13 protein-coding genes are annotated in these 15,268 nt (G+C 61.9%); 7 read left to right on the forward strand and 6 right to left on the reverse strand.

The features are described 5' to 3' along the window. Nucleotides 1-130: 130 nt before the first annotated feature. Together lsrK and lsrR are read right to left on the reverse strand one after the other, a co-directional pair. The gene (gene lsrK / locus ABLU73_RS00895) at nt 131-1,729 is read right to left on the reverse strand and encodes an autoinducer-2 kinase (RefSeq protein ID WP_017900671.1); all 1,599 of its coding nucleotides are present in this window, start codon (nt 1,727-1,729) and stop codon (nt 131-133) included. Nucleotides 1,730-1,766: 37 nt separating this feature from the next. Continuing rightward, nucleotides 1,767-2,738 carry a transcriptional regulator LsrR gene (lsrR, locus tag ABLU73_RS00900; protein WP_348850015.1) on the reverse strand — a complete coding sequence of 324 codons (972 nt, stop codon included), beginning with the start codon at nt 2,736-2,738 and terminating at the stop codon, nt 1,767-1,769. A 218-nt stretch (nt 2,739-2,956) separates the two neighbouring features. Between lsrR and lsrA the strand changes: the two genes are divergently transcribed. From lsrA to lsrG, 6 genes are read left to right on the forward strand one after another with little or no spacing between them, the layout of a single operon-like run. Further along, complete coding sequence (lsrA, locus tag ABLU73_RS00905; RefSeq protein ID WP_264923576.1) at nt 2,957-4,444, forward strand: autoinducer 2 ABC transporter ATP-binding protein LsrA; 1,488 nt, start codon at nt 2,957-2,959, stop codon at nt 4,442-4,444. Beyond that, a complete protein-coding gene (gene lsrC / locus ABLU73_RS00910; protein WP_062914468.1) occupies nt 4,441-5,475 on the forward strand; it encodes an autoinducer 2 ABC transporter permease LsrC in 1,035 nt (344 codons plus the stop codon). Before lsrA ends, lsrC begins: the two co-directional genes overlap by 4 nt. Beyond that, on the forward strand, nt 5,476-6,480 hold the full coding sequence (lsrD, locus tag ABLU73_RS00915; RefSeq protein WP_264923577.1) for an autoinducer 2 ABC transporter permease LsrD: 1,005 nt from the start codon (nt 5,476-5,478) through the stop codon (nt 6,478-6,480). After that, nucleotides 6,477-7,490, forward strand: a complete 1,014-nt coding sequence (lsrB, locus tag ABLU73_RS00920) for an autoinducer 2 ABC transporter substrate-binding protein LsrB (protein WP_004206101.1) — start codon at nt 6,477-6,479, stop codon at nt 7,488-7,490. The genes lsrD and lsrB overlap by 4 nt, the downstream gene beginning before the upstream one ends. An 11-nt stretch (nt 7,491-7,501) precedes the next feature. After that, nucleotides 7,502-8,389 (forward strand): 3-hydroxy-5-phosphonooxypentane-2,4-dione thiolase, encoded by an 888-nt coding sequence (gene lsrF, locus ABLU73_RS00925; protein ID WP_004206100.1) that lies wholly within the window; start codon nt 7,502-7,504, stop codon nt 8,387-8,389. Next, a complete protein-coding gene (gene lsrG, locus ABLU73_RS00930) occupies nt 8,386-8,682 on the forward strand; it encodes a (4S)-4-hydroxy-5-phosphonooxypentane-2,3-dione isomerase (RefSeq protein WP_004181386.1) in 297 nt (98 codons plus the stop codon). Before lsrF ends, lsrG begins: the two co-directional genes overlap by 4 nt. 70 nt (nt 8,683-8,752) lie before the next feature. On the opposite strand, the gene ygjG is transcribed toward lsrG, so the two are convergent. Together ygjG and ABLU73_RS00940 are read right to left on the reverse strand one after the other, a co-directional pair. Continuing rightward, nucleotides 8,753-10,132 (reverse strand): putrescine aminotransferase, encoded by a 1,380-nt coding sequence (ygjG, locus tag ABLU73_RS00935; RefSeq protein WP_032426172.1) that lies wholly within the window; start codon nt 10,130-10,132, stop codon nt 8,753-8,755. Between the two features lie 257 nt (nt 10,133-10,389). Further along, nucleotides 10,390-10,944 (reverse strand): PadR family transcriptional regulator, encoded by a 555-nt coding sequence (locus tag ABLU73_RS00940; protein ID WP_004206098.1) that lies wholly within the window; start codon nt 10,942-10,944, stop codon nt 10,390-10,392. Between the two features lie 237 nt (nt 10,945-11,181). On the opposite strand from ABLU73_RS00940, the gene ABLU73_RS00945 reads away from it, so the two are divergent. Further along, complete coding sequence (locus ABLU73_RS00945; RefSeq protein WP_074404081.1) at nt 11,182-11,958, forward strand: siderophore-interacting protein; 777 nt, start codon at nt 11,182-11,184, stop codon at nt 11,956-11,958. 154 nt (nt 11,959-12,112) lie between these two features. Here ABLU73_RS00945 and ABLU73_RS00950 read toward each other — a convergent pair whose 3' ends face one another. Together ABLU73_RS00950 and dhaM are read right to left on the reverse strand one after the other, a co-directional pair. Then, nucleotides 12,113-13,762: a glycerone kinase gene (locus tag ABLU73_RS00950; RefSeq protein WP_043520960.1), complete on the reverse strand. Its 1,650-nt coding sequence runs from the start codon at nt 13,760-13,762 to the stop codon at nt 12,113-12,115. A gap of 74 nt (nt 13,763-13,836) precedes the next feature. Continuing rightward, on the reverse strand, nt 13,837-15,258 hold the full coding sequence (dhaM, locus tag ABLU73_RS00955) for a dihydroxyacetone kinase phosphoryl donor subunit DhaM (protein ID WP_264923579.1): 1,422 nt from the start codon (nt 15,256-15,258) through the stop codon (nt 13,837-13,839). Nucleotides 15,259-15,268 lie beyond the last annotated feature (10 nt).

Genomic DNA, 15,268 nt, shown 5'->3' on the forward strand with positions numbered 1-15,268 from the left:
GGCGAAGACGGGCACCGATATCCAGGCCAGCGCCGGACGGTTCCCTCTCCCGCCGGGAGAGGGTTAGGGTGAGGGCGAAGACGGGCACCGATATTCAGGCCAGCGCCGGACGGTTCCTTCTCCCACCGGGTTAGGGTGAGGGGGAAGACGCAACGCGCTGGCGGCGTTCCAGACCCGGCGCCTGCCACATCGATGTTGTCAGCCCGCTATCGACAAGACCAAGCTGATCGGCATACACCGACTGCCATTTACTCATCATCTCCTGATAAAGCTCGCGATGTTGCGGATTAGGGCTGAATTCGCGGTGCCAGCTCACTAACTTTTCTCCAGCGCTGGCCATATCGCCGTACAGCCCGGCGCCAGCGCCGGCGGCAATGGCGCAGCCGAGGGCAGTGGCTTCGCGGACCACCGGTACCCGCACCGGCAGGCCGGTGACGTCGCTGAGGATCTGGCTCCACAGCGCGCCTTTAGAGCCGCCGCCGGCAAACACCAGGCTGTCGAAAGTCACCCCGGAAAACTGCGAAATCTGCGCCAGGTTGCAGGCGGAGACAATCGCCGCGTTCTCCTCCAGGGCCCGGAACAGGGTGGCTTTATTGCACTTCTCCGGATCGATGGAGAGGTTAATAAACGATGGCGCAGCGTGGTACCACTGCTTAAAGTGCATGGCGTCGGAAAAAATAGGCATCACGCCGTGGGAACCGGCGGGTACGCGGCTGGCCATCTCCTCCAGCAGCGAATAGGCATCGACGCCGAGACGCTCGGCAATCAGCTTTTCTTCAGCGCAGAAGGCGTCGCGGAACCAGCGCATGGTCAGTCCGGTAAAGAAACTGATCGATTCCGCCTGCGCCATGCCGGGGATCACGTGAGGATTGACGCGGATATTCATCTGCGGGTCGGTGCGCACCTGCGGCAGATTGACCACCTGCTGCCAGAAAGTGCCGCCGAGTACCGCGCTTTGCCCGGCGCGTACCACCCCGAGCCCGAGGCAGCCGAGCTGCACGTCGCCGCCGCCCATCACCACCGGCGTCCCGACGCGCAGGCCGCTCTGCTGGGCTGCTGCTTCGGTGACGGCGCCCAGCAGCGTGCCGGTCTCTTTCACCGGCGAGAGCATATCGGCGCGCAGCCCGGCCATATCCAGCAGCGCCGGACGCCAGTCGCGGCTGAACAGATCGAGCATGCCGGTGGTGCCTGCGTTTGACGGGTCGACCGCCAGCTCGCCGGAAAGCTTCGCCGCCAGCCAGTCGCTGATCATGGTGATAGTCGCCGCCTTGCGGTAGATATCGGGACGATGGTGCGCCAGCCACAGCAGGCGTGGCATGGCGCTGAGCGCCAGCGTTTGCCCGGAGACCTCGTACACCTCGGATTCAAAACGATAGTCGTGGATCTCCTTAAGCTCCGCCACTTCGCGGCTGGCGCGGGCATCAACGTTGGCGCAGGCCCAGATGGCCTCGCCGTTGCGGTCATAGAGGACGATCCCTTCGCGCATCGAACAGCAGGCGACGGACTGAATATCGGCGGCAGAGAGCCGGGCGGCGTCGAGCGCCTGGCGAATGCACTGGCAGGCCAGCTGCCAGTTGGTGGTAAGGTCGAACTCCATCGAGCCGGGGACGTTATCGACGCTCAGGTGTTTCCATTCGGCCTGGCCCACCGCCAGCTGGCGGCCATTAAGATCGAAAATGACCGCCCGTATGCTGCCGGTCCCGGCATCTAACGCTAACAGGTAACTCATGACATGCGCCTCACTGTTGTCGCGCGGCGCCGGGCCGTCAGGAGGCCAGTGCGAGCACCGCGCGTGCTGTTGTCTCTTCCGTTACCAGGCCATTAATGCGCTTGCCAATCAGAGCGGCATGAATCGCCTGCGCTTTTTGTTCTCCCCCGGCGACGCCGACGATGGTCGGCAGCTGCGCCAGCTCATCAAGGGTCACGCCGAGCAGTTCCCGATGGATCTCCAGTCCTTCTACCGGCCGGCCGTCGGCCTGCAGGAAATAACCTAAAATGTCGCCGACCGCCCCTTTGCGGGCGTACATCAGCTGTTCGCCCTCGCTGATATAGCCGGAGCGCAGAATGGTCGCGTCGCGCCGCTGATCGATAGCGCCAATGCCAACCACCGCCGCGTCCGCCGCCGTCGCCGCCAGCATCACATCGCGCACGCTGGATTCGCGGCGCAGGATCTCAGCGACCTCCGCCGACGAGACCCGCAGCGGCGCCGGAATAATACTGACGCTGCAGGCGGCATCCAGTTGGCCGATGCCGGTCATATAGGGGCCGACGCCGCCGGAGAGAGTGACCAGTCGCACCTGCTGCGAGCCGATAAAGCCGCTGAGATGCTGCAGGCAGCTCATGGTGGCTTCGCCGAAGCCGACCGCCAGCAGCTGTCCCGGTTGCAGAATGCCCATCAGCGACTGCGCGGCACCGATCCCCAGCCGGGTATTCACCGGCGGGGTGTTGAGCGCCGGCAGCACACGGGCAATCTTGAGGCCAAAGCGCTGCTGGAGTTCACTTTCCAGCGCCAGACAGCCCTCATAGCGCGAGTTGATCTGCACGCGGATCACCCCGGACTGGCGGCCTTTCTCCAGCAGGCGGGAAATCTTCAGCCGCGGCAGCCCCAAACGCTCGCCGATGTCGTTTTGCGTCAGGCCGTCGTGGTAGTAACACCACGCCACCCGCGCCACCAGCTCTTCCTCGGCTAACGCCAGCCCGGCGTAGCGATGGTCTTCCGTAATGCGTTTTTCGCTCATAAATTGAACTCTTATAAAAATTTAGATCATATGTTCGCTATTGCGCGGCCGGAAAGTGTGAGCCGACTGGCAAAACGGATCTTTCATCTCTGGCCGCTTTTTTCCGGACGATCTAAAGCGCCAAACTGTGATCTTCGCACGGTTGTAAATATAGTTCACCGTCTACGCTTTTGAACATTATTAAATTTAAAAATCATTTGTTCAAACGAGGCGCGACGATGAAGCCACTGCTTGAAGCTCGCCAGATCCGCAAACAGTTCTCCGGCGTTGCCGTGCTGAAGGGCATCGACTTTACGCTATGCGCGGGCCAGGTGCATGCGCTGATGGGGGGCAACGGCGCGGGTAAATCGACGCTGATGAAGATCATCGCCGGCGTCGAAACCCCGGATAGCGGTGAACTGACGATCGGCGAACGCGCGTTTGCGCGCCTTAACCCGGCGTTGGCCCACCAGCTGGGCATCTATCTGGTGCCGCAGGAGCCAATGCTGTTTCCCAACCTCAGCGTGCGCGAGAACATTCTCTTTCGTCTGCCGAAGCGGGCGGATACCACCGCGCGGCTGCAGGAAAAACTGCAGCAGCTGAACTGCCAGATCAACCTCGATGCCAGCGCCAGCACGTTGGAAGTGGCCGATCAACAGATGGTCGAGATCCTGCGCGGCCTGATGCGCGAGGCGCGGATCCTGATCCTGGATGAACCCACCGCCTCTTTAACGCCGGGTGAAACCGAGAGACTGTTTAGCCAGATCCGCGCGTTACAGGCGCTGGACGTTGGGATCGTCTTTATCTCGCACAAACTGCCGGAAATCCGCCAGCTGGCCAGCCATGTGTCGGTGATGCGCGACGGGGCAGTGGTGCTCAGTGGCGAAACGGCGGGCTACGGCGACCAACAGCTTATCAGCGCCATGACGCCGGCCAGCCGCGACCATGCGCTGAGCGACACGCAAAAGCTGTGGCTGGCGCTACCGGGCAATCGCCGTACCCAGGCGCAGGATTTTCCCGTGCTGCGGGTGGAGGATCTAACTGGCGAAGGTTTTATCGATCTCAGTCTGGAGATCCGCGCCGGGGAGATCGTCGGCCTTGCCGGGCTGGTGGGATCCGGGCGCACCGAATTTGCCGAAACCTTATACGGCCTGCGTCCGCCGCGCGCCGGGAGGATCTGGCTGGAGAACCGCGAGATTAGTCAGGAGAGCACCCGCGCCAGGTTGGCCAGCGGGCTGGTCTATCTGCCGGAAGACCGCCAGGTCTCCGGGCTGTTTCTCGATGCGCCGGTGCGCTGGAACACGGTGATGTTCAATCAGCCGTCGTGGTGGCAGCAGGGGAAACGGGAGGCGGCGGTGGTCGAGCGCTATCACCGGGCGCTGGGGCTCAAGCTGGCCGATGGCGACCAGCCGGTACGCACTCTCTCCGGCGGCAACCAGCAGAAGGTGCTGCTGGCGCGCTGTCTGGAAGCTAATCCGTTGCTGCTGATTGTCGATGAGCCGACGCGCGGCGTGGATGTCTCCGCCCGCGCCGATATCTATCAGCTGCTGAAAAGCGTCGCCGCGCAAAATGTGGCGGTGCTGATGATCTCTTCCGATGTGGAGGAGTTCGTCGGTCTGGCCGACCGGGTGCTGGTGATGCATCAGGGCCGCCACAGCGGCGAGCTGGCGCGGCAGGCGGTGACCGTCGATCGCATGATGACCCTGGCCTTCGGAGGGCAGGCATGAAAACGTTATTCAAGAATCGCGAACTGAGCGCCTTTTTTGCCATCGTGGCGCTGTTTGCCGTGCTGGTGGCGCTCAATCCGGCCTATTTCAGCCTGCAGACGCTGGCGATGATTTTCGCCAGCTCACAAATCCTGTGCCTGCTGGCGCTGGGGGCGACGCTGGTGATGCTGACCCGCAATATCGACGTGTCGGTGGGCTCCACCGTTGGCCTGAGCGCCATCGCCGTTGGGGTAGCGCTGAACAACGGCTACGGGCTGGCGACGGCGATCGCCTTCGCGCTGGCGATAGGCGCGCTGGCCGGGGCTTTTAACGGCCTGCTGGTGGTGGGGCTGCGCATTCCGGCGATCGTCGCGACGCTCGGCACGCTGGGGTTGTATCGCGGGGTGATGCTGCTGTGGACCGGAGGGAAATGGATCGAAGGCTTGCCCGACAGCCTGAAATCGCTCTCGGAGCCCGCGTTTATCGGCGTGTCGCCGCTGGGCTGGCTGGTGCTGGCGCTGCTGCTGGCGGGCGGCTGGCTGCTGTCGCGCACCGCCTCTGGACGTGATTTCTATGCCGTTGGCGATAACCTCGCCGCTGCCCGCCAGCTGGGCGTGGCGGTCAATCGCACACGGATGCTGGCTTTTACCCTCAACGGTATGCTGGCGGCCTGCGCCGGGATCGTCTTCGCCGCGCAGATTGGCTTTGTGCCCAATCAGACCGGCAGCGGCCTGGAGATGAAAGCCATCGCCGCCTGCGTGCTGGGCGGAATATCGCTGCTCGGCGGCACCGGTACGCTGCTCGGCGCGTTTCTCGGCGCCTTTTTCCTCACCCAAATCGACACCGTGCTGGTGCTGTTCCGCCTTCCTGCCTGGTGGAATGACTTTATCGCCGGCCTGGTGCTGCTCGGGGTGCTGGTGCTTGATGGACGCCTGCGCCAGGCGCTGGCCCGCCATCAGCGGGCGCTGAAGTACGGTCGTTTCCAGCCCGGCAACAAAGGGGGCAAACAGGTTGCCCGCTTTCCCGAACGCAAAAGCAAAGAGGTGGCTTAAATGAAGCTGAAGCTTAACTGGGAAAGCGCGCTGCTGGCGTTATTAGTCGTGGAAATCCTGCTGTTCGGCGCGCTGAATCCGCGCATGCTGGATCTCAATATGCTGCTCTTTAGCACCAGCGACTTTATCTGCATCGGCATCGTCGCGCTGCCGCTGACGCTGGTGATTATCAGCGGCGGGATCGATATTTCGCTGGGCTCGACCATCGGACTGTGCGCCATCGCCCTCGGGGTGATGACCCAGGCGGGCTGGCCGCTGTGGCTGGCGGTGTCGCTGACGTTGCTGCTGGGGCTGCTGTGCGGGCTAATCAACGCCGCGCTGATCCACTACACCGGCATCAGCCCGTTGGTGATCACCCTCGGGACGCTGTATCTGTACGGCGGCGGCGCGCTGCTGCTTTCCGGCATGGCCGGCGCCACCGGTTATGAGGGGATCGGCGGCTTTCCCGACAGCTTCACCGCCTTCGCCAATTTAACTCTGGGCGGGCTGCCGCTGCCGCTGGTGCTGTTCGCGGGTATCACCTTTCTCTTCTGGCTGCTGGCCCATCGCGGGCGCTTTGGCCGCCACCTCTTTTTACTCGGGCAAAACCCGCGCGCCGCGCGCTATGCGGCGCTGTCGGTGAACGGCATCCCGTATGTGCTGTATGGCCTGGTCGGTATTGCCTCGGCGGTCGCGGCGCTGGTGATGGTCTCCTATTTCGGCTCGGCGCGTTCGGATTTAGGCCGTGACCTGCTGATGCCGGCGCTGACCGCGGCGGTGCTCGGTGGGGCCAATATTTACGGCGGCTCGGGATCGATACTGGGTACCGCGCTGGCGGCATTGCTGGTGGGGTATCTGCAACAGGGTTTACAGATGGTCGGCATCCCCAACCAGGTGTCGAGCGCGCTGTCAGGGGCGCTGTTGGTTGTGGTGGTGATGGGGCGTTCGCTGAGCCTGCACAGTGAATGGGTGCGCGCGACCTGGCGGCGTCTTTTCTCGCGTAAAACAATCGGAGCACAACAATGAAAACAAAACGTATCCTGCAGGTCAGCGCGCTGGCGCTGGCGATGAGCGTGGCAACCGCGCAAGCGGCGGACCGCATCGCCTTTATTCCTAAGCTAGTCGGCGTCGGCTTCTTTACCAGCGGCGGCAACGGCGCGAAAGAGGCGGGGAAAGCGCTGGGCGTGGATGTCACCTATGACGGCCCAACCGAGCCCAGCGTCTCCGGCCAGGTGCAGCTTATCAACAACTTCGTCAACCAGGGCTACAACGCGATTATCGTCTCAGCCGTCTCACCGGACGGCCTGTGTCCGGCGCTGAAGCGGGCGATGCAGCGCGGGGTGAAAGTCCTGACCTGGGATTCCGATACCAAGCCGGAGTGCCGCAGCATCTATATCAATCAGGGCACGCCGCAGCAGCTCGGCGGCCTGCTGGTGGAGATGGCGGAAAAGCAGGTGACGAAGCCCGCTGCCAAAGTGGCGTTTTTCTACTCCAGCCCGACGGTGACCGACCAGAACCAGTGGGTGAAGGAAGCCAAAGCCAAAATCGAAAAAGAACATCCGCAGTGGCAAATCGTCACCACCCAGTTTGGCTATAACGATGCCACCAAATCGCTGCAAACTGCCGAGGGGATCTTAAAAGCGTATCCGGATCTCGACGCCATTATCGCGCCGGATGCCAATGCCCTGCCGGCGGCGGCGCAGGCGGCGGAGAACCTCAAGCGTCAGGGCGTGGCGATCGTCGGCTTTAGTACACCCAATGTGATGCGCCCCTACGTGGAGCGCGGCACGGTGAAAGCCTTTGGCCTGTGGGATGTGGTTCAGCAGGGCAAAATTGCGGTTAACGTCGCCGATCGATTACTGAAAAAGGGCGATCTTAACGTCGGCGATAGCGTTGAGGTGAAAGATATCGGCTCGCTGAAGGTCGAACCGAACAGCGTGCAGGGCTACCAGTATGAGGCGAAGGGCAACGGTATCGTGTTGCTGCCGGAGCGCGTGGTGTTCAGCAAAGAGAACATCAATAACTACGACTTCTGACGGAGGATGAGATGGCTGATTTAGATGATATCAAAGAGGGCAAGGACTTCGGCCTCGACCGCCCGCAGCAGAACACGCTGTACACCCTGAAAGGCTGCGGCTCGCTGGACTGGGGCATGCAGTCGCGGCTGGCGCGCATTTTTAATCCGCACAGCAACCGCACGGTCATGCTGGCCTTCGACCACGGTTACTTCCAGGGGCCAACCACCGGGCTGGAGCGTATCGACCTGTCGATTGCGCCGCTGTTTGAGGAGACCGACGTGCTGATGTGCACCCGCGGCGTTTTGCGCAGCCAGGTACCGGCGGCGACCAATAAACCGGTGGTGCTGCGCGCCTCCGGCGGTAACTCGATTTTAAGCGAACTCTCCAACGAATGCGTGGCGGTGGCGATGGAGGACGCCCTGCGTCTCAACGTTTGCGCGGTGGCGGCGCAGGTCTATATCGGCAGCGAATACGAACATCAGTCGATCAATAACATCATCAAACTGGTGGACGCCGGCAACCGCTACGGTATGCCGGTCCTGGCGGTCACTGGCGTCGGCAAAGAGATGGCCCGCGACGCCCGCTACTTCTCGCTGGCCAGCCGGATTGCCGCCGAAATGGGGGCGCAGTTTGTGAAGACTTATTTTGTTGAGGACGGTTTTGAGAAAGTGACCGCCAGCTGCCCGGTACCGATCGTCATCGCCGGGGGCAAAAAGCTGCCGGAGCATGAGGCGCTGGAGATGTGCTGGCGGGCGATCGACCAGGGGGCGTCCGGGGTGGATATGGGACGCAATATCTTCCAGTCCAGCGCCCCACGGGCGATGCTGAAGGCGGTGAAAAAGGTGGTGCATGAGAATCTGAACGCGCGCGAAGCGTACCAGTTCTGGCAGGAAGAGAAACAGGGAGAGCGGAAATGAACGTGACGCTGGTGGAGATCAATATCAAACCGGAGCGGGTCGACGAGTTTCTCGAGGTATTTCGCGCCAACCACGAAGGCGCGCTGCGGGAGCCGGGCAACCTGCGCTTTGATGTCCTGCAGGATCCGGAAGTGAAGACCCGCTTTTTTATCTACGAAGCCTATAAAGACGATGAGGCGGTGCTGGCGCACAAGAAAACCCCGCACTATTTAGCCTGCGTCGAAAAGCTGGAGGAGATGATGTCGCAGCCGCGGCAGAAGCGCAGCTTTATCGGCCTGCTGCCGCAGGTGTGAGAGAAATCCAGAGGAGAAGGTAACCCCGGCCCTCTCCCATGGAGAGAGGGCCGGGGGGAGGGGCAGTGTATTACGCCTCTGCAACCGAGACGCGCAGGGCCGCCAGCGCCTTACGCGCCGCCTTCAGCACCTGCTCGCACTGCTCAAGGGTGAGCGTCAGCGGCGGTTCAACGCGGATCGTCTTGGCGTTGTTTAACGTCCCGGCGACCAGCACCCGCTGTCTGAACATCTCGCTGGCAAAGTCGTAGCCAATCTCGTTATCGACAAACTCGATGGCCATCAGCATGCCTTTCCCGCGCACATCATTCACCAGGTCCGGATACTCCTGCGCCAGCAGGCGGAAACCGTCCAGCAGTATATCGCCTTTCTGCGCCGCCTGCGCCGGCAGGTTTTGCGTCAACAGCACGTTGATGGTCGCCAGCGCCGCCGCACAGGCCAGCGGGTTGCCGCCGAAGGTGGTGGTGTGCAGGAACGGGTTGTCGAACAGCACCGAGAAGACCTCCTCCGTCGCCACCGTCGCGCCGATCGGCATCACGCCGCCGCCGAGCGCTTTCGCCAGACACAGGATGTCAGGCTGAACGTTCTCATGCTCGCAGGCGAACATCTTGCCGGTGCGGCCCATACCGGTCTGCACTTCGTCGAGGATCAGCAGGGCGCCAAACTCGTCGCACAGTTTGCGCACCGCCGGCAAATACCCCGTCGGCGGCAGGATCACCCCCCCTTCGCCCTGAATCGGCTCAAGGATCACCGCCGCGACGTCGTCACCGGTTTTCTTGCACTCGCTCAGCATGGTGCGCATGGCGTTGATATCGCCGAACGGCACATGGCGGAAGCCCGGCAGCAGCGGCATAAACGGTTTGCGGAAAGTCGACTTGGCGGTGGCCGACAGCGCCCCCAGCGATTTGCCATGGAAGGCGCCGCTGGTGGCGATGAAGGTGAATTTACCTCGCGGCGACTGATAGGCTTTCGCCAGCTTGATGGCCGCCTCTACCGATTCGGTACCGCTGTTGCAGAAGAAGCTGTACTTCAGTTTGCCGGGCGTTAAGGCCGCCAGGGTTTTCGCCAGCATCGCGCGTAGCGGGTCCAGCAGTTCCTGACTGTGAAGCGGTTGTTTCGCGAGTTGATTCTCGACGGCGGATACCACAACTGGATTACGGTGCCCTACATTGAATATGCCAAACCCGCCAAGGCAGTCGATAAACTCCTGTCCCTGGGTGTCGACAAGCGTATTTAACCCTCCCGCTTGCCACTCTACGGCTCCGTAATCCCCGCCGGCTGTGACCGATTTTCGATACTCTAAAAACCCCGGATTCACATGCTCTTTAAAGTATTCTCTAACCTCCTGGTTAAGTGCTTTCATTTCCTCATGGTCAAGCGTGCGCTTTTCAATGAGATTCAGTGCGTGTGCGCTGCAGGCCAGAGCCGATGCGCTGGAAGGTAACCTGTTCAAAATGTGCTCCTGGGGCGGACGTATCACACGATACTGGATTAAGTATTGCAGGGATTACGCCAGTTCGGCAGAAGCGGTGAAAATCGGGATAAATGCAAAGTAAAAGACGAAATGTGTAAAATTTAATCTCATGGCGCCATTATTGGCACGTTTTATTCCTGAGCTGGCGAGATTTTCTGCCTTGTGGACTTTAGCGGGACGATCCGTCGTGGTGCGGGCTGCCCCAGCGCGGGGCAACCGATGGTGAGAAAAGAGGCTTAGTCTAGCTGGGAGATCTCCATCGCCGCTCGGTCGATAATGCCAATGATCTGCTTGAGCTGGGCGGCGCTGCTGGCCTGCTGGTTCACTTTCAGGTCGAGGACCGCTTTGAAATTCTCCAGCGCGCGCTTCATCTGCGGATCTCTGCGCAGCTCGCAGCCGACCATCCGCGCCTGCAAACGCGCCTGGATATGGGCCAGGTGCTCCTGGTTCTCCGCGTGCAGCTGTTTCCCCTCTTCGCTGATGACGATTTTTTTGCGTCCGTTGTCGTCTTCCACGCTGATAAGGCCCTGGTCCTGGAGCAGATCCAGCGTCGGGTAGATCACCCCCGGGCTGGGGCTGTAGTTCCCCTGGGTGAGGGTTTCGATCTCTTTGATCAGCTCATAGCCGTGGCTGGCGCTGCGACTGAGGATGTCCAGAATAATCAGCCGCAGTTCGCCGTGGCCAAAGAAACGCTGGCGACGTCCGCCGCCGCGGCGGCCATGTTCGCCGTGTTCGCTGGGATCGCTGTGGCGCCCGCGTGGCCCACGCCCCTCTTCATGATGATGTCGCATGGTTACCTCCTGCTGTTTTTGATATATCTAATTTATATCTAAAAAATGAATGTTCGCAATGCTGGTTGCTATTTATTTTCTAAGATATTGATATGTATGTAATTATTTTCTGGTTGTGGATTTTGATGCGGTTTGTTTTGACTATATCAAAAAAAGACTTGCATTCTTTTTAGTTGGCAATCATTATCATTTGCATCGAGTTTAGATATATCTATTTACTGTTCACGAAGGCGATCGATGATGACAAAAACCAAAGCAGACAAGTACCCGCAGCGTGTCCGCAATGAGCTGCGTTTCCGTGAGCTGACGGTGCTGCGCGTGGAGCGCGCAGGCGCGGCCTTCCAGCGCATCGTGCTGGGAGGCGAGGCGTTGGAAGGTTTCGTTTCCCGCGGCTTTGACGACCACACCAAGCTTTTCTTCCCGGAACCGGGCGCGGCGTTTGCGCCGCCGCAGGTGACCGAGGAGGGGATCGACTGGGGTGAGGGCGTGCGGCCTGCTACCCGCGACTATACGCCGCTGTACGATGCCGAACGCCATGAGCTGGCGTATGACTTCTTTATCCACGATGGCGGAATTGCCAGCCGCTGGGCGCTGGAGGCAAAAGTGGGCGATAAGCTGGTGATCGGCGGTCCGCGCGGCTCGCTGGTGGTGCCGGAAGATTACGCCTGGCAGCTGTATGTCTGCGATGAGTCCGGTATGCCGGCGCTGCGTCGTCGTCTGCTGGGATTGCGTCAGCTGGCGGTGACGCCGCAGGTGACGGCCATCGTCACTATCGCTGATGCGTCATATAAAGATTATTTGGCGGATCTCGACGGCTTTAACATCGAGTGGGTGGTGGGCCACAATCCGGCGTTCGTCGCCGAGCGTCTGGCCCAGGAGAAGGTGCCGGCGGAGGATTATTTCATCTGGCTGACCGGTGAAGGCGCGGTGGTGAAATCGCTGCTGGCGCGCTTTGAAGATGAGAGCATCGATCAGCAGCTGGTGCGTTCGCAGGCGTACTGGCACAGCAAGTAAAAAGCCATCGTGGTAAAACCCGGATAGCCGCGCGTAGTGCCTTATCCGGGCTAACCGCGATGCCGTTTTTTGTCGGGTGTCGGCTAACGCCTTACCCGACCTACCCTTCGGCGCTGTGACGTTGCCCCGGTAAGCGCAGCGCCACCGGGGAGGCTTATCGTTCCGCCAGCGCCTTAAACACCATCGCCACCGCGTGGGCGCCTGGGTCCATGTTGCCGAGCAGGCTGTCGCTGTTGAGATAGGACGCTCGTCCGGCGCCGGCTTTGCTCGACTGGCAGGTGCGATCCGCGCCGGCCTGCGCCGCGGCAAAAGCGGCCTGCAGGTTCTCCGGTTCGGCCAGCAGCGCCGTCAGCGCCGGCTGCAGAGCATCGATCATTGTCCGGTCGCCTTCATCGGCGCCGCCGTAAAATTTCATCTGCTCCAGACCAGCGTTCAGCGCCTCGGCCACGCTGGCGCCTTGCTCCAGTTTCTGCCCGGCAGCGGTGAAGAAGATCGACATCAATACCCCGCTGGAGCCGCCCATCACCACCGTCAGGCGTTCGCCCGTGAGCGCGAACAGCGTGGGTAGATCGTTGAGCGGCAGCTGCTGGCGCTGCAGCAGGTCGGCAATCTCACGCGCCCCGGCGGCGAAGGTGGAGCCGGTATCGCCATCGCCCACTTTGGCATCCAGCGCGTTGAGATGATCTTCAAGCCCGACGAGGGTGCTGGTCACCTGCGCGACGTAATCGCCCACCTGCGGGTTGGCAGAGGGCGTAAAGTCGACGCGTGCGCTGGCGAGAGTGGAGGGCATGATGTTAACTGTCCGCGGCTGCACCGGCCGTGGCCAGCCGGCGGTTTCCACATCCGCCAGCAGCGCTTTCTCAATACTCTCTTCCAGCACGATGGCGCTCAGCGAGAAACCCTTCATATCCAGGGCCGTCACCAGCGAGGCCGGGCCAATCAGCCAGTCAACGCGCGCCTGCAGCGGCGTGTTAGCCAGTTCGCGGGTCAGGATCGCCATTTCGGCCACCGACACGCCGCCGAGGTTATTGAGCATCACCGCCAGACGGCCGGTTTCCGGTAGGGCGGCGGTCAGTTTTTCCACCATCAGGTTGATGATGTCCGCACTGTTTTGCGTGGCGATGGTGGAGGCGCCAGGCTCGCCGTGGATGCCCATTCCCAGCTCGGCGTGACCGGCCTGATGGCGCGGCGCGCTGTCGGCCTCCTGTGGCAGATGGCAGCTGGCCAGCGCCACCCCGATGCTGGCGGTGTGGTTGGCGGCGTACCGCGCTTCGCGCAGAACGGTGGCGAGGTTGTAGCCGCGTTCGGCAAAATAGCCCGCCACCTTATGGACGAACAGCGTACCGGCGATGCCCCGCGGCTGTTTATTATCCGGCAGCGAAATGTCGTCGCCAACGATCAGCATTTCCACGTTGTAGCCAAGACGGCGCGCTTTCTCCGCCGCCAGGCCAAAGTTCAGCCGGTCGCCGGTATAGTTTTTTACGATCAGCAGGCAGCCCGCCTCGCCGGTCACCGCCTGAATGGCGGTAAGCACCGCGTCGACGCTCGGCGAGGCGAACAGATCGCCACAGACTGCGGCGGTCAGCATGCCTTTACCAATAAAGCCGACGTGCGCCGGTTCGTGGCCGGCGCCGCCGCCGGAGATCACCGCCACGTTGTTTTTATTCAGGTCGCGACGGACCACCACCCGGATCGCCGGGTCGCTCTCCAGCCGGGCGAGGTTATTCCACGGACTGGCGATGATGGTTCCCTCAATCACGTCGTTGACGAGGCTGGCGCGCTGGTTAAAAAAGAATTGAGACATAGTGGTTCCTGAAGAGTAAGCGAAAACTCACCCTCCGGAGGCAGACCTCCGGAGCGGTAACGGTCAAAGTGGATTTAGTGGCGGATAAGGCGCTGGTGGCGCATATCGAGCGCGATGGGCTCGCCGGGCTGCACGCTGTTCAGCGCCTCGCCCTGCTGGCACAGCCAGGCGATCCCCGCCGCGCGGGCGATAATCGCGCCGTGGGCCTGTTCGCTGCCGTCGCGCAGGCACAGGCCTTTGACGCGACTGGCATCCAGTTGCAGGACGGTCGACGGGAACATGTTGTCGGCGATAATAATGGTCGGCTCGCCGGGCGTCGGCAGCGTCTCCTGAACGTCCTGCAGATGGCGCAGGGTGCGCTGCAGAATATCTTCGATATCGATATAGCGCGCCTGCAGATAGGGGTCATCCAGCTGGCGATACTGCTGGCTGAGCTCCATCAGCACCTGATGCCACGCCCATTCCGCCGAGCACGGCTCGGTGAGCAGACGATCGTTGGCAGCATCAAACAGATCCTCATCGTCGAGCAGGGTGTGGTGCCCGGCGAAAATCGCCGCGATGTCGGCGTTAAATTTATTCTCCGCCAGCCCGGTCAGGGCGGTGAGCTCCGCCAGCGTCTGGTCGATGGCCCGGCGCAGTCGCTGCTGCTCGCGGGCGACATCGGCGGCGGCCGGACGCACAGGTTGGATCAGGGCCAGCGGATAGCGCAGCGCGATGCCTTCGACGCGCCCGGAGGCGGCAGGGGCTGCTGCCGGTTGCGCCGCAGGCGATTCGCCGAAGTTATCGGCGGCCAGCGCCTGAAACGCCGCCAGCGCCGCATCGGCCTCTGGCCCACGGGCCAGCAGGCGCAGCTTGTCGTTGCGTCGCACCTGCAACAGGGCGATTTGGTTGAGGCTGTCCGGTTTGACGCACTTCCCGTTTTTCTCCAGCAGCAGATCGGCGTTAAAGCCTGCCAGCGCGGCGACCAGCTTCGACGCCGGACGCACGTGCAGGCCGTTGTGGTTCTGTATGACCACCGCAAGCGATTTGCTGTCGCCATCGTCGGCAAGCGTCGGCGTCGGGGCGGCGTCAGGGGTTGGCGAAGGTAAACCCAGCTGGATCCGTTTGGCCTCCAGGGCGTTCATGGCGTCGGCGATCACTTTGTCGATCCCGGCGCCGGAAGCGGCGCTGACGGTGGCCGCCAGCGTCCCCTCCACCAGCGGCGCGGCGCACAGCCGCACCTTCGCGGCAATCGCCGGATCGAGCAGATCGAGAGCGGTCTCGGCGCTGAGCAACGCGCTGCCGATATCCATCATCACCAGCACGTGGTCGGTGTCGGCGACGGATTCGATCGCTTCCATGACCTTGATCGGGTCGGTGCCGATCGGGCTGTCGGGGTCGTCGATCCCGGCGGCGATCACCAGCTTGCAGCCGTCGTTGATTAACATCTGCCGGGCCAGTTCTCCGACACCTTCGCCCAGCCGGGCGCTATGAGAAACAATAACCAGGTTTACCATCGCGATTTCC

It is taken from the genome of Klebsiella sp. GG_Kp175, from assembly GCF_040062325.1.
In the GTDB taxonomy this organism is placed as follows: Bacteria; Pseudomonadota; Gammaproteobacteria; order Enterobacterales; family Enterobacteriaceae; genus Klebsiella; species Klebsiella quasipneumoniae.

What these genes read in the sequence shown, in the direction of transcription:
- ABLU73_RS00950 (WP_043520960.1), bottom strand. Translation starts at nt 13,762, where the DNA reads ATGTCTCAATTCTTTTTTAACCAGCGCGCCAGCCTCGTCAACGACGTG.
- lsrF (WP_004206100.1), top strand. Translation starts at nt 7,502, where the DNA reads ATGGCTGATTTAGATGATATCAAAGAGGGCAAGGACTTCGGCCTCGAC.
- lsrD (WP_264923577.1), top strand. Translation starts at nt 5,476, where the DNA reads ATGAAGCTGAAGCTTAACTGGGAAAGCGCGCTGCTGGCGTTATTAGTC.
- ABLU73_RS00940 (WP_004206098.1), bottom strand. Translation starts at nt 10,944, where the DNA reads ATGCGACATCATCATGAAGAGGGGCGTGGGCCACGCGGGCGCCACAGC.
- lsrA (WP_264923576.1), top strand. Translation starts at nt 2,957, where the DNA reads ATGAAGCCACTGCTTGAAGCTCGCCAGATCCGCAAACAGTTCTCCGGC.
- lsrG (WP_004181386.1), top strand. Translation starts at nt 8,386, where the DNA reads ATGAACGTGACGCTGGTGGAGATCAATATCAAACCGGAGCGGGTCGAC.
- lsrR (WP_348850015.1), bottom strand. Translation starts at nt 2,738, where the DNA reads ATGAGCGAAAAACGCATTACGGAAGACCATCGCTACGCCGGGCTGGCG.
- lsrK (WP_017900671.1), bottom strand. Translation starts at nt 1,729, where the DNA reads ATGAGTTACCTGTTAGCGTTAGATGCCGGGACCGGCAGCATACGGGCG.
- ABLU73_RS00945 (WP_074404081.1), top strand. Translation starts at nt 11,182, where the DNA reads ATGATGACAAAAACCAAAGCAGACAAGTACCCGCAGCGTGTCCGCAAT.
- lsrC (WP_062914468.1), top strand. Translation starts at nt 4,441, where the DNA reads ATGAAAACGTTATTCAAGAATCGCGAACTGAGCGCCTTTTTTGCCATC.
- dhaM (WP_264923579.1), bottom strand. Translation starts at nt 15,258, where the DNA reads ATGGTAAACCTGGTTATTGTTTCTCATAGCGCCCGGCTGGGCGAAGGT.
- lsrB (WP_004206101.1), top strand. Translation starts at nt 6,477, where the DNA reads ATGAAAACAAAACGTATCCTGCAGGTCAGCGCGCTGGCGCTGGCGATG.